This window comes from Martinezella dioscoreae (genome assembly GCF_009176305.1).
GTDB lineage: Bacteria > Pseudomonadota > Alphaproteobacteria > Rhizobiales > Rhizobiaceae > Rhizobium > Rhizobium dioscoreae.
This window is the reverse complement of sequence record NZ_BLAJ01000001.1, coordinates 454,942-467,958: the sequence shown is the minus strand read 5'-3', so window position 1 is coordinate 467,958 and position 13,017 is coordinate 454,942. Positions and strand designations below refer to the sequence as shown.

Genomic DNA, 13,017 nt, shown 5'->3' with positions numbered 1-13,017 from the left:
CGTTATACCTTTTCGACTTCCGGCCGACCGAGAATGCCCGTCGGCTTGAAGATCAGCACGTAGGCAAGGATGCCGTACGTGGCGACATCCTTATACGCGATGGGAAAATTGCCAGACCAGAAGGACTCGATGAAGCCGATCATCAGGCCGCCGAGAACAGCGCCCGGAAGCGAGCCGATGCCGCCCAGAACCGCCGCCGTGAAAGCCTTGACGCCCGGCACGAAACCGTCTGTGAAGTTGGCGACACCATAATACATCAGATACATCGTGCCGGCGACAGCAGCGAGCGCCGCACCCATGATGAAAGTGATGGAGATGGTGCGGTCGACATTGATGCCGAGCAGCGCCGCCATCTTGCGATCCTGCTCGGTCGCCCGCTGGGCACGCCCAAGCGCCGTCTTGTTGACGATGTACCAGAAGGCGGCCAGCAGCACGACGGTGATGATGAAGATGATTATCTGCTTCAGAGACAGCGAGACGCCACCGAAATTGTAGACATCGCCCACCAGCGTCGGGATCGGCTTGTTGCGCGGGCCCTGTGCAACCTGGATGAAGTTCGACAGAACGATCGACATGCCGATTGCCGTGATGAGCGGCGCGAGGCGGAACGATCCGCGCAGCGGCCGATAAGCCACCCGCTCGATCACCCAGTTCCACAGGCTCGTCATCAGCATGGCGACGATCAGCATGACAAGCAGCATGATCGCGACCGGCAGGCCGGCGAAGAGCGAAATGAGAACGAGATAGGTGATAAGAGCGGCGAAACCGCCGAGCATGAACACATCACCGTGGGCAAAGTTGATCATGCCGATGATGCCATAAACCATGGTGTAACCAATGGCGATCAGGCCGTAGATCGACCCGAGAGTCAGCCCGTTTAAGAGCTGCTGGATAAAATAATCCATATATCATTTCCCCTGGATGCGGCGTCATACGACCGCATCTCTTATTGCTTTTTTAGGTTCCTTCTAGAGGCCTATGGGCGCGATTCCATACTGGTTTCGAAGGAAATGTGAAGCCAAAAAGGCGAGAAATTGACAAATTCTTTTCAAATCGCTGTGCGCTGATGCGAATCCGACCAAAAATGACACGAAAGCGGCAGGCCATGGCTCAAAATTAGCCAAAACCGTGAAGCGGCGCCTGCACTCTGAAGAGCTCTTGTCAGAGGCAGGCCTCGTCAGGCCCGCCACAGTGATCGCCTGAACCGCGACTTTACGCCCGCATCCTGGCACCATCCGCATCGTACAGCGGCTCGGCCTGCAGCCTTGCCGGCAAGAGTTCGCCGAGCAGTTCGATCGACCAGCCTTGCACCTCGTCGGCGATTTCCTTCGGCACGTAACCCACAGCGACGGAAAGACCGGAAGCATGAGCATAGCCGCCTGACGTCACCCAGCCACAGACCGCCCCGTTGTGATAGATCGGCTCATCGCCGATGACATCGGCATCCCTGGCCGAGAGGATGAAGGTCCGCAGGCGCAACGTGCCGCCCTCCGCCTTTTCCTTGGCGGCGGCCGCCTTGCCGATGAAATCGGCCTCCTTGGACAGCGCCACGAATCGGTTGAGGCCGGCCTCGAACGGCCCATAGAGTGGTCGGTATTCACGCGCCCAGCTGCCATAGGATTTGTCGAGGCGCAGCGCATTCAGCGCTCTCAGCCCAAAGAGCCGGATGCCGAACTCGGCACCTTCCTGCATCAGAAGGTCAAAGATATAGCGCTGATGCTCCGGCTTCATCCAGATTTCATAGCCGAGGTCGCCCGTATAGGAAACGCGGCCGACGATCGCAGGCGCCATGCCGATATCCATGCGGCAAATGGACATGAACGGGAAGGCGGCGGTCGAGAGATCCTGATGGGTCAGCTTCTGCAGCAGCTTGCGGGCGTTCGGACCGGCGATCGACAGGCCGAGGAGCGAAAGACCGAGTGCTTCGAGCCGAACCGAGCCGTCCTTCGGCAGCAGTCCTTCAAACCAGCGCATGTGATAGGCTTCGGCAATGCCGGAGCCGATGAGAAGGAAATCCCCCTCGCCCAGCTTCGCCAGCGTGAAATCGCCTATCAGCTTGCCGTCGTGCTTCAGCATCGGTGCCAGCGTCATCCGGCCAATGGCCGGAATGCGGCAGCTCAACAGCCGATCGAGGAAAGCTTCCGCCCCCGGTCCCTTAATCGAATATTTGGCAAAGCCGGAGGTCTCCATTAGGCCGACGCTCTCGCGCACCGCCCTGGCTTCGGCGCCGACGACATCGAAGTCGTTGGAGCGGCGCCAGGAGAATTGGTCGACCTCGCCCTGCGGCGCGAACCACAGGGCTTGCTCGAGACCATAATAAGCGCCGAATACGCTGCCGGCCTGCTTCAGCTTGTCGTAGATCGGCGTTGTCAGCAGCGGACGTGCTGCCGGCAGCTCCTCGTTGGGATAGCGGATCGAGAAGCGGCGAGCATAGTTCTCGCGTACCTTGGCATTCGTATAGGCGAGCGTCGCGTAGTCGCCATAGCGCGAAACGTCCATGGCGAAGACGTCGAAGCCCGGATCGCCGTAAATCATCCAGTTGGCGAGTGCGAGCCCCACACCGCCGCCCTGGCTGAAGCCGGCCATGACGGCGCAGGCGGACCAATAGTTCCTCAAGCCGCGCACGGGGCCGACGAGCGGATTGCCATCAGGCGAAAAGGTGAAGGGGCCGTTGATGATCTTCTTGATGCCGGCATTGTTGAAGGCCGGGAAATGGCGGAAGCCGACTTCCAGTTCCGGCGTGATCCGCTCGATATCCTCGGCCAGCAGCTCGTGACCGAAATCCCAGGGCGTCGTCACCGGCGACCATGGACGGCAGGCCTTTTCATAGGTGCCCATCAGCATGCCCTGCCGCTCCTGGCGCAGATAGATCTCGCCATCGAAGTCGACGCAGTGCATCAGCTCCTTGCCCGTCGTCTTGTTGAAGTCGATGACCTCGGGCATGTCCTCGGTGATCAGATACATATGCTCCATCGCGAGCACCGGCAGCTCCAGCCCGACCATACGGCCGACTTCGCGCGCCCAGAGACCGGCGGCGTTGACGACATGCTCGGCGATGATCTCGCCCTGGTTGGTGATGACACGCCAGGAACCATCCTCGCGCTGTACCAGCTCTTCCACCTTGGTATGCAGGTAGATTTCCGCACCGTTCTTCTTGGCCGAGCGAGCATAGGCATGCGTGGTGCCATAGGGGTCGAGATGGCCTTCGACGGGGTCGTAAAGCGCGCCGACAAACTGATCAGGATCGAGAAGCGGCATCATTTCATGCGCTTCCTTTGGCGTCAGCAGCGTCGCTTCCAGGCCATTGTAGCGCCCCTTGGCGAGAATGGATTTCAGCCAGTCGAAGCGCTGCGGGGTGGCCGCCAGCATCAGGCCGGAGGTGAGGTGCAGGCCGATGTCCTGGCCGGAATATTCCTCGATCTCCTTATAGAGCTCGACCGTATATTTCTGCAGCTTAGCAACGTTCGGATCGCCATTGATCGTATGCATGCCGCCGGCCGCATGCCAGGTCGAGCCGGATGTCAGCTCGGAGCGCTCCAGCAGAACGACATCGGTCCAGCCGAATTTCGTCAGGTGATAGAGCACCGAACATCCGACGACACCGCCACCGATGACGACGACCTTGGCATGGCTTTTCATTGGGAATCCCCTGTTTTCGGCACGAAGCCGCCGGGTGTCTTCCCGCGCGACCGACCGTATTTGAGAGGAAACCTAGAGACTATCCGACAGGCCAAATAGCCCGAACTGCGAAACCAATATGTCTGTTTGCGCCATCGCAATTGTTCGGATCGCGCCATCGGCTATCGACGGCAAAGGCCGGTCGGCAAGGCGCTCGACCTCCGCCGCCACGAGGCTTTTCAGTCGGCGAAACCGGCCGTGAGCGCGAACTCCCGCCCCATCTCCATAATCTCTTCGAAGACACTGCCGGCATAGGAGCGCGGCACGATGATTTCGAAATGATCCGGACCGGTGCGGGCAACATTGGCGCTGACGTGACAGCACAGCATGTTGGCCGACTGCCCCTCGGCAAAAACCTGCGGATGCAAGTCGACCGCCACGCATTTGGCAAGGATACGGCGAACGCTGGGACCAGAAATGCGAAGCATGACGCGACCGTCACTCTGCTCGAAGAAAGAGGCCCGGGCGGGATCGAGCGTGAAGAGATCCCGCGCGACGCTATCGGCGCTGAGCGTCTCCGATACCACGAACCATTCCCTCGGTCCGACATCGCGAACCGATACATCCTTCAATGCCTTCAGGCTGGCCAGAATACCGTCTTGATCGCCGGCCCTGGCGAGCACAGAGAAGATGGCCGGATGACGCACGACGGCGAGATGATTCGGATTGGCGGCAGCTTCGAAGCCGGAAATATGATCTTCCAGCACATGCCTGTTCTGAAACGCGACGCTCATCAATCCATCACCCCAAAAGCTTCTTGTTGTCGGGATCGACGAAGACCGGGCTGCAAACCTCTGCTGCCACTTCCTCACCCCGCAATCCGTCCCAGACGACCACGCGCTCGCCGATGCGTTCCCGGCCCGACTTCAGGAAAGCGAGCGCGATGGAATGGCCGAGCGTCGGCGAGAAGCACGCTGAGGAAACATGCCCCTGATCGTTCACCGTCGAAGGTCTCGCGCCTTCCTTCAAAATATGCGCGCCGGCGTGAATTTCCTTGGCCGTATCGATCGGCTTCAGGCCCACAAGCTGGCCGCGGTCGGCAGCAGTCAGGCCGAAGCGGGTAGATAGCCGCTTGCCAATGAAATCCGGCTTCTGCGTCGACATCATGCGACCAAGCCCGACATCGTCAGGCGTGGTGCGGCCATCGAGTTCGTTATGGGTGACATGTCCCTTCTCGATACGCAGCACGTTGAGCGCTTCGACGCCATAGGGGCAGACGCCATGCGCCTTGCCGGCCTCCATGATGGCATCAGCCACCGCCTCGCCATAGCCGGCCGGCACCGCGAGTTCATAGGCGAGCTCGCCCGAGAAAGAGATGCGGAACAGGCGTGCCCTGAGCCCACCCTTCAGCATGATTTCGGCTGCAGCAAGGAAGGGGAAGAACGCGTCGGAGATATCGTCTTCCACGATCTGCTCCAGCACCAGCCGCGCCTTCGGGCCGGCAATCGCCATCTGCGCCCATTGATCGGACGAGGACACGAAGCGAACGTCGAGTTGCGGCCAAAGCGTCTGCGCGCAAAATTCCATATGCGTCATCACTTCGCCGGCCATCGCCGTCGTGGTCGTCATGAAGAAATGGTCAGGCGTCAGCCGGCTCGTCGTGCCGTCATCGAAAACCATGCCGTCTTCGCGCAGCATCAAGCCATAGCGCGCCTTGCCGATCGGTAGTTTCAGGAAGGCGTTGGAATAGAGGCGATTGAGGAACTCAGCCGCATCCTTGCCGAAAATCTCGATCTTGCCGAGAGTCGACACGTCGCAGATCCCAACATTGTTGCGGACGTTGAGGACTTCGCGGTCCACACTGTCGCGCCAGCCCTTCTCGCCCGGTCGGGCAAACCAAGACGAACGATACCAGAGGCCGGCCTCGACGAAGCTCGCGCCATTCTTCTTCGCCCATCCATGCAGCGGCGATTCCCGAACCGGCTGCGCATGCTTGTCGCGTGCGGTTCCCGCCAGCGCACCGAAGGACACTGGCGTGTAGAAGGGCCTGAATGTCGTGGTGCCGACGGCGGCCGGGCTGATGCCGCGCATGCCGGCGATGATGCCGGCGGCGTTGACATTGCCAAGCTTGCCCTGGTCCGTCGCCATGCCGCTTGTCGTATAGCGCTTGGCATGCTCCACATGGCCGAAGCCTTCGCGCAGCGCGAGGCCAAGATCCTTGGTATGGACGTCGTTCTGGAAGTCGACGAATGCCTTGTCTTTCGCGCCCGGCACATGCCAGATCGCCGCGAAGGATGGATCGTACTCGCCATCAACTTCAAGCAAATCTTCCGCATGAGCCGTGCGGCCCAGGCTTTCGATGACCCCTCGCGCCTTCTGCGCGCCATCGGCGAGGCAGCCGGAAACGCTCTCGATACCCGCAGCCGAACCGGCAATCTCCAGCTCGCCAGAGACGATCGGTGCGATGAAGGCCTGCTTCTCGTCGGACCAGACCGGCTTGGCACCCCGCTGGCAGGCAAGATGGATGATCGGTGACCAGCCACCCGACATGGCCAGCGCATCGCAGGCGATCAGCTCATCCAGCCCGCCGCGGTCTGCAATGACGCCACTGATGCGATATTTGCCTTTGGTCGCGTGGACGCTTGCCGCATGAACCACGCGCACGCCTTGCGGAGCAACATCGGCCGACGCGGCTCGCGTGTCGAGGATTGCCGAAATCTCCACGCCTGCAGCGGCGAGATCGGCGGCAGTTCGGTATCCGGAGCCGCCATTGGTGAAGACGGTAACCTTCTGCCCGGCAACGACGCCATAGCGATTGAGATAGCTGCGCATGGCACTGGCCATCATCACGCCCGGGCGATCATTGCCGCCGAACACCAGCGGTCGCTCTTCGGCGCCCGAGGCAAGGATGGCGCGCTTGGCGGCGATGCGCCAGAGCCGCTCCACCGGCAGGTCGGCCAATGGCATCGCCACATGCTTCTGCACCTTCTCGACGGCACCGAAAACATTGCCATCATACCAACCGAATACGGTGGTACGCGGCATCAAAGTGACGTTCTCGAAGCTCTGCAATTCCTCAAGCGTTGCCTGCACGAAAACATCAGCGGAAGCGCCGCCGATCGTCAGCTTTTCCGACAATAGCGAGCCGCCAAGTCTAAAGCCTTCGTCGGCCAATACGACACGCAAGCCCGCGCGGGCGGCGGTCAGAGCCGCCATTAGCCCCGCCGGACCGGAGCCGATCACGAGCAGGTCGCAATGCGCCCAGGCCTTTTCGTACCGGTCCGGATCGGCCTGCATGACCGCCTTGCCGAGGCCGGCAGCGCGCCGGATCAGCGGCTCATAGACCTTTTCCCAGAAGGCAGCCGGCCACATGAAAGTCTTGTAGTAAAAGCCAGCCCCGAGGAAGGGGGAGAATACCCCATTAATCGAGCCAAAATCATACTTCAGCGACGGCCAGCGGTTCTGGCTCACCGCACTCATGCCCTGATAGAGCTCGGCGACGGTAGCACGCGTATTCGGCTCGGTGCGGCCATCCTTGCCGATGGTGACGAGCGCGTTGGGCTCCGCCGAACCGGCCGTCAGGATGCCGCGCGGCCGATGATATTTGAAGCTGCGGCCAACCAGTATCTGGTCATTGGCAAGCAGGGCGGCGGCGAGTGTGTCGCCTTCCAGACCCTTCATTTCCTTGCCGTCGAACTGGAAGGACAGTGGGCGGCTGCGATTGACGAGACCGCCGCTCGACAGACGATAAGAGGTCATCGCGTCGCCTCCTTTGCCTTGTCCTCGGCATCGGTAACGGAAAAGACCTCGTGCGTGACATTGCTGCGCTCGACGACCAGCCAGCGGCGGCATCCGGCGCTATGATGCCAATATTCCTCAATCCGGCCGCGCTCGTTGTCTCGGATGAAGACGTAGCGGTTCCAGTCCTCATCCGGCGCGGTCGGCGCCGGCCGGACAACGGAGGCTGAGCCGCGAATGGAGAATTCTTCCTTGGGTCGCACGCCGCAATGCGGGCAGTTGATCAAGCTTGCCATTGGTATTGTGCCCTCAATGCAGGTTCGGCTGCGGACCCTTGCCGCCTTCGTCGATCGCAAAGCCGCGCTCGAAACGGTCAAGCCTCAGAAGGCGGCTGACATCGTGGCTCTCGCCCCTGGCGATCAGATGCGCGAAGCAGAAGCCGGAGGCGGGCGTCGCTTTGAAGCCACCATAGTTCCAGCCGCAGTTCAGATAGAGATTTTCGATGGGCGTGCGATCGATGATCGGCGAGCCGTCCATGCTCATATCCATGACGCCGCCCCAGGTGCGCAGCACGCGCACCCGCGACAGGCCGGGGATAAGCGCCACCCCCTCCTCCATCGTATGCTCGACGGTGGCGAGATTGCCGCGCTGCGCATAGGAGCTGTAGTAATCGATATCGGCGCCGAAGACCAAGCCGCCCTTGTCGGATTGGGATATATAGAAGTGTCCCGCGCCATAGGTGATGACATTGTCGATAACAGGCTTCAGCCCTTCGGAAACGAAAGCCTGCAGCACATGCGTTTCGATCGGCAGCTCCAGGTCAGCCATATTGCCGAGAATCGACGTATGACCTGCGGCCGCAAGCGCCAGCTTGTTGCAGCCGATGAAGCCGCGGTTGGTTTCGACCCCCGTCACAGCACCGCCCTCGTCGCGGCGAATGCCGATCACCTCGCATTGCTGGATGAGATCGACCCCGCGGCTGTCGGCGCCGCGCGCATAGCCCCAGGCAACCGCATCGTGCCGCGCCGTGCCACCGCGGCGCTGCAAAAGGCCGCCGAGGATCGGAAAGCGGGCATGATCGAAATTCAGATAGGGCATCATCCGGCGGACCTGCTCGCGATTGAGCAGTTCCGCATCGACGCCGTGCATGCGCATGGCATTGCCGCGCCGGGCATAGGCATCGCGCTGGCCATCGGAATGGAACAGATTGACGATGCCGCGCTGGGACACCATGGCGTTATAATTGAAATCCTGCTCAAGCCCTTCCCACAGCTTCATCGAGAATTCGTAGAAGGGTTCGTTGCCGGGCAGCAAATAATTGGAACGGATGATCGTCGTGTTGCGGCCGACATTGCCGGAGCCGATATAGCTCTTTTCCAGCACTGCGACATTGGTAATGCCGAATTCCTTGGCGAGGTAATAGGCAGTTGCCAGGCCATGTCCGCCGCCGCCGACGATGATCACGTCATAATGTGGTTTCGGCTCCGGCGTCCGCCACACCGGCTGCCAATGGCGATTGCCTGAAAACGCCTGTTTTAAAAGCTGATAAGCCGAATAACGCATGCATTCATCCTGATCACTACCCGGCCGCACATTCGCATATGCAATAAAAACGACAAGTCCCGAAAGAGCGAAAAAGCTTCGCAAACAGAACATGATCTTTTCCGAATGCGCAGTGATGGACGGTATCTGCTGCGGAAGGGATACATGGCCGGCCTGCCAAAAGACCTGCCTTCCGGGCCGCTGTTGCTAAACCCTCGCGCAAGCGCTATGGCCAGGAAAGCCGGGCATCGGAAGTCTAAACTTCGCAATCGCAACTTCTTATATATTCTTATATATAATGTCTGGAGAGTTCAGGCGCAGACAGCGCGCGGAAGACGAAGAAGCACATGCTTGCAACATTTGAAAAGGCGGCGCTTGAGGCAGGAAAGGCCATCCTGGAGGTCTATCGTGCCGGCTATTCCGTTGCCTTGAAGCAGGACATGAGCCCCGTCACACTGGCCGACGAGCGGGCCGAACACATCATTCTCAGACACCTCGAGCGCGATTTTCCGTATATCCCGGCCATTGCCGAAGAGCAGGTTTCAGCCGGCAAGATTCCGGATGTGCGTGGCCGCGCCTTCTTTCTCGTGGACCCGCTCGATGGCACCCGAGAGTTCATCGAGCATCGCGATGAGTTCACCGTCAACATCGCCTATATCGAAGACGGTATTCCCCTCATCGGCATCGTCTACGCACCGGCGCTCGGCGTCGCCTTTACTGGCGAGCCCGGCAGGGCGCGCAAGCTGATGGTGGACAAGTATTTTGCCATTACTAGCCGCGTCAATATTGCGGTGCGTGAACCGCCGGCCAAGCTGACGGCGCTTGCCAGCCGCTGCAATAGCAATGCGAAAACCGAAGGCTTTCTCACCGACAATGCGGTCTCCGGCTGTACATCGATCGGTTCGTCGCTGAAATTCTGCCTGCTCGCTGAGGGCAAGGCAGATGTCTATCCGCGTTTTGGCCGGACCATGGAATGGGACACGGCAGCCGGCGATGCCGTGTTGCGGGCGGCGGGCGGCAAGACTGTCACGGTCGAGGGTGGCCTTCTGACCTACGGCAAGACCGACCAGTACGCGGACGTCGACTTCGCCAATCCGCACTTCATCTGCTGGGGCGGACAGAAGCACGGCGTCTCGGCGTAAGTTTATTTTTGCAAGTAAAAACAACTTCTGCAGCTTTTCTCGAACGCGCGAGTAGCCGAACGGAGCGGCTAATTTCGGCCCGAAAGCGTAAGTTTTCACTGACAAAAAATCATAGAATGAATGCGATTTTCCCTGAAATAACAGGGGCTTTGGCGCATTTTTCTCAGGCGAAACATATGCAAATCAGCACTTCGCCACATTGATTAAAATTATTAGCAAAGTCTTACCATGTGCTTAGGCAATTTTTAAATGTGGCAAGCTAGAGTGCCACACGTGGTCTTGAGTGTGTGTAGAGAGTCCAATGACCGAAATGATACGTCCCCGAGTGAAGTATGTCATCGGCCCCGATGGCAGCCCGCTGACGATAGCAGACCTTCCGCCGCCGAATACGCGCCGCTGGGTCATTCGTCGTAAAGCTGAGGTTGTCGCCGCCGTGCGTGGTGGTCTGCTCAGCTTGGAAGAAGCCTGCGAACGTTATACGTTGACCGTCGAAGAGTTCCTCTCCTGGCAGTCGTCCATCAATACCCATGGCCTTGCCGGCCTCCGGACGACCCGCATACAGCAGTATCGCCACTGACAGCAGCGACAGCACCACCTTTATTCTATTTTGTGTTCGGGCCTCTTTTCTTGCGAAAGAGGCCCGAATTATTTTATTGAAGGGCGCCCGCGCATTGCTCGCCTCGCCTACGCTAAAGGGCTTGGCCGGTCCGTATTTTTGACATCAACCTAAACGGAGACGATCCGTTAACAATCTCGACGGTTGGCAGACGCCGGAGCACATGCAATCCTCATTGCATCAGATGCGACAAGGGAGAAAATCATGGATATCCGCAACGAAAACAATGCATCCGGCGGCCGTTATGTTGCAACGGTCGAAGGCTACGAGGCGGAGATGACCTTTTCCCGCACGTCTCCCAAGCTGATCATCGTCGATCATACCGGCGTGCCGGATGCCCTGCGTGGCAAGGGAGTCGGCCAGGCGCTGGCGCTTCACGCCGTCGAAGAGGCGCGCTGTGGCGGCTGGAAAATCATCCCGCTCTGTCCCTTCTTGAAGGCTCAGGCGCAACGTCATGATGACTGGCGCGACGTCGTTAATCTCTAAAACGCGGTGCTTTAAGCACGGCAGCACGCGTCGCACGCGCGCATCGCATGACCAAGCGGGACAAAATCCGTCCAATCGGTCGGATTATCTCCGAAAACGCAAAAGCTGCGCATGGCCGGCCCCGTCACGGCCAGTCATGCGCAGCCTTCATGCGCTTCCATCATACTCTTCGCATTCCGAAGATAAGCTCCGTACCGGAACGCAATCATGCTTGATCCGAAGGAGAAGACGGAATTGCGATCTCAGGCGCGTGCCCGCGCCGGACCCGAACCATCACGCTCTTCAAGCGCTGCGGCCTTGGCATATTCGGCCTGCATTTCCTCAAGCGAATTTTCCAGCGCCTCTTCCTGAACCTGCAGCTCCCGGATCGACACCTGCAGATTGTCCGCACGCTGGCGGGCAGCCTTGGCAAAGGTCGGGTAGGCAAAATGGCTCGGATCGGAAATGCCGGACTTCTTCTCCTCGACGACGATCTGGCTTTCCAGTTCCTTCGTCATGCGGTCAAATTCCGCCATCATCATCTGCAGCTGCTGCAACTGACGGCGTTTTTCGTTCACCTGAAACTCTTTCAGGCGAACAAGGCTCTCACGTGACTTCATACGCATTACTCCCGTGATGCGAGACCCCGGCTCTCGATATTCCCGTTCGCCGAACCGCTTTGAGACGGCTTGGTTAAAAAAATTTCCAGCGATCTTAATAAAAGCCTACCGCTGGTAACCTTTCGTTTACGGGCATCGTTAATGATAGGCGCAATGATTTAAGGCTCGGTAAATGTTGTGGTCGGAATTCGACATGTCGGCATTGGTGAGTCAGATGAATCACTTGGCGTTGGTTGTTAATGCAATACTTTAGGAGTCGATTTTACTGATTGTCGTTGGAAAACAGTGCAATGGAAAAATTATTTAATAAATTCGATACGACTTGCCAGAGTGAATCAGAATTTGTTAACCATTGCATGGCAGCTTCCAAATCAAGCAGTGATTTGATCGGTATCGCGTTAAGGGGCTGACGACCTTTCGGCGGCGGTAAAGGGGACAATTATGCGGGTTCTACTCATTGAAGACGATAGCGCGACAGCGCAGAGCATCGAGCTGATGCTCAAATCCGAAAGTTTCAACGTCTATACAACCGATCTCGGTGAAGAAGGCGTCGATCTCGGAAAGCTCTACGACTACGACATCATCCTTCTCGATCTCAACCTTCCCGACATGTCCGGCTACGAAGTGCTGCGCACGCTGCGCCTCTCGAAGGTCAAGACACCGATCCTCATCCTCTCCGGCATGGCCGGCATCGAGGACAAGGTTCGCGGCCTCGGCTTCGGCGCCGACGACTATATGACCAAGCCTTTCCACAAGGATGAGCTGGTCGCCCGCATCCACGCCATCGTCCGCCGTTCCAAGGGCCATGCCCAGTCTGTCATCATGACCGGCGAGCTCATCGTCAACCTCGACGCCAAGACCGTCGAAGTCGGCGGACAGCGCGTGCATCTGACCGGCAAGGAATATCAGATGCTGGAGCTGCTCTCGCTGCGCAAGGGCACGACGCTCACCAAGGAAATGTTCCTCAACCACCTCTATGGCGGCATGGACGAGCCGGAACTGAAGATCATCGACGTCTTCATCTGCAAGCTCCGCAAGAAGCTGGCAAATGCCGCCGGCGGCGCCAACTACATCGAAACGGTCTGGGGCCGCGGCTATGTGTTGCGCGAGCCCGACAGCAGCGATTTCGCCGAAAGCGCCTGAGCCGCCTCCCCGCCTTTACCGCCGACACACAGAAATCCCGTCTTTCGAGGCGGGATTTTTTGTTGGCCTCAATGCAGCGCAAAATAATAGCCGCCTCGAAGGGCGGCTATCCTTGTTTCGATGTATCTCATTG

11 protein-coding genes are annotated in these 13,017 nt (G+C 59.0%); 4 read left to right on the top strand and 7 right to left on the bottom strand.

Annotated elements, in window-relative coordinates:
* Positions 1 to 2: 2 nt before the first annotated feature.
* The 6 genes from GDN47_RS02230 to GDN47_RS02205 all read right to left on the bottom strand — a co-directional run bounded on the left by GDN47_RS02230 (position 3) and on the right by GDN47_RS02205 (position 8,919).
* On the bottom strand, positions 3 to 905 hold the full coding sequence (locus GDN47_RS02230; RefSeq protein WP_069611711.1) for a branched-chain amino acid ABC transporter permease: 903 nt from the start codon (positions 903 to 905) through the stop codon (positions 3 to 5).
* Positions 906 to 1,212: 307 nt separating this feature from the next.
* A complete protein-coding gene (locus GDN47_RS02225; protein ID WP_152092586.1) occupies positions 1,213 to 3,639 on the bottom strand; it encodes a GcvT family protein in 2,427 nt (808 codons plus the stop codon).
* A gap of 218 nt (positions 3,640 to 3,857) precedes the next feature.
* Entirely contained in the window at positions 3,858 to 4,412 is a 555-nt protein-coding gene (locus GDN47_RS02220) for a sarcosine oxidase subunit gamma (protein WP_113330253.1), read from the bottom strand.
* Positions 4,413 to 4,419: 7 nt separating this feature from the next.
* Positions 4,420 to 7,377, bottom strand: a complete 2,958-nt coding sequence (locus GDN47_RS02215; protein WP_145632142.1) for a sarcosine oxidase subunit alpha family protein — start codon at positions 7,375 to 7,377, stop codon at positions 4,420 to 4,422.
* Positions 7,374 to 7,652, bottom strand: a complete 279-nt coding sequence (locus tag GDN47_RS02210; protein ID WP_145632140.1) for a sarcosine oxidase subunit delta — start codon at positions 7,650 to 7,652, stop codon at positions 7,374 to 7,376. The genes GDN47_RS02215 and GDN47_RS02210 overlap by 4 nt, the downstream gene beginning before the upstream one ends.
* A gap of 13 nt (positions 7,653 to 7,665) precedes the next feature.
* A complete protein-coding gene (locus GDN47_RS02205; protein WP_113330426.1) occupies positions 7,666 to 8,919 on the bottom strand; it encodes a sarcosine oxidase subunit beta family protein in 1,254 nt (417 codons plus the stop codon).
* Between the two features lie 326 nt (positions 8,920 to 9,245).
* Here GDN47_RS02205 and cysQ point away from each other — a divergent pair, with 326 nt between their 5' ends.
* The 3 genes from cysQ to GDN47_RS02190 all read left to right on the top strand — a co-directional run bounded on the left by cysQ (position 9,246) and on the right by GDN47_RS02190 (position 11,142).
* Entirely contained in the window at positions 9,246 to 10,040 is a 795-nt protein-coding gene (cysQ, locus tag GDN47_RS02200) for a 3'(2'),5'-bisphosphate nucleotidase CysQ (RefSeq protein WP_145632138.1), read from the top strand.
* A 301-nt stretch (positions 10,041 to 10,341) separates the two neighbouring features.
* Positions 10,342 to 10,617: a CtrA inhibitor SciP gene (sciP, locus tag GDN47_RS02195; protein ID WP_004107124.1), complete on the top strand. Its 276-nt coding sequence runs from the start codon at positions 10,342 to 10,344 to the stop codon at positions 10,615 to 10,617.
* A gap of 243 nt (positions 10,618 to 10,860) precedes the next feature.
* A complete protein-coding gene (locus GDN47_RS02190) occupies positions 10,861 to 11,142 on the top strand; it encodes a GNAT family N-acetyltransferase (protein ID WP_145632136.1) in 282 nt (93 codons plus the stop codon).
* 242 nt (positions 11,143 to 11,384) lie between these two features.
* Here the strand turns inward: GDN47_RS02190 and GDN47_RS02185 are convergent, their stop codons facing one another.
* The gene (locus GDN47_RS02185) at positions 11,385 to 11,741 is read right to left on the bottom strand and encodes a flagellar export protein FliJ (protein ID WP_075851407.1); all 357 of its coding nucleotides are present in this window, start codon (positions 11,739 to 11,741) and stop codon (positions 11,385 to 11,387) included.
* A 441-nt stretch (positions 11,742 to 12,182) separates the two neighbouring features.
* Between GDN47_RS02185 and ctrA the strand changes: the two genes are divergently transcribed.
* On the top strand, positions 12,183 to 12,884 hold the full coding sequence (ctrA, locus tag GDN47_RS02180) for a response regulator transcription factor CtrA (protein WP_069611718.1): 702 nt from the start codon (positions 12,183 to 12,185) through the stop codon (positions 12,882 to 12,884).
* Positions 12,885 to 13,017: the final 133 nt, after the last annotated feature.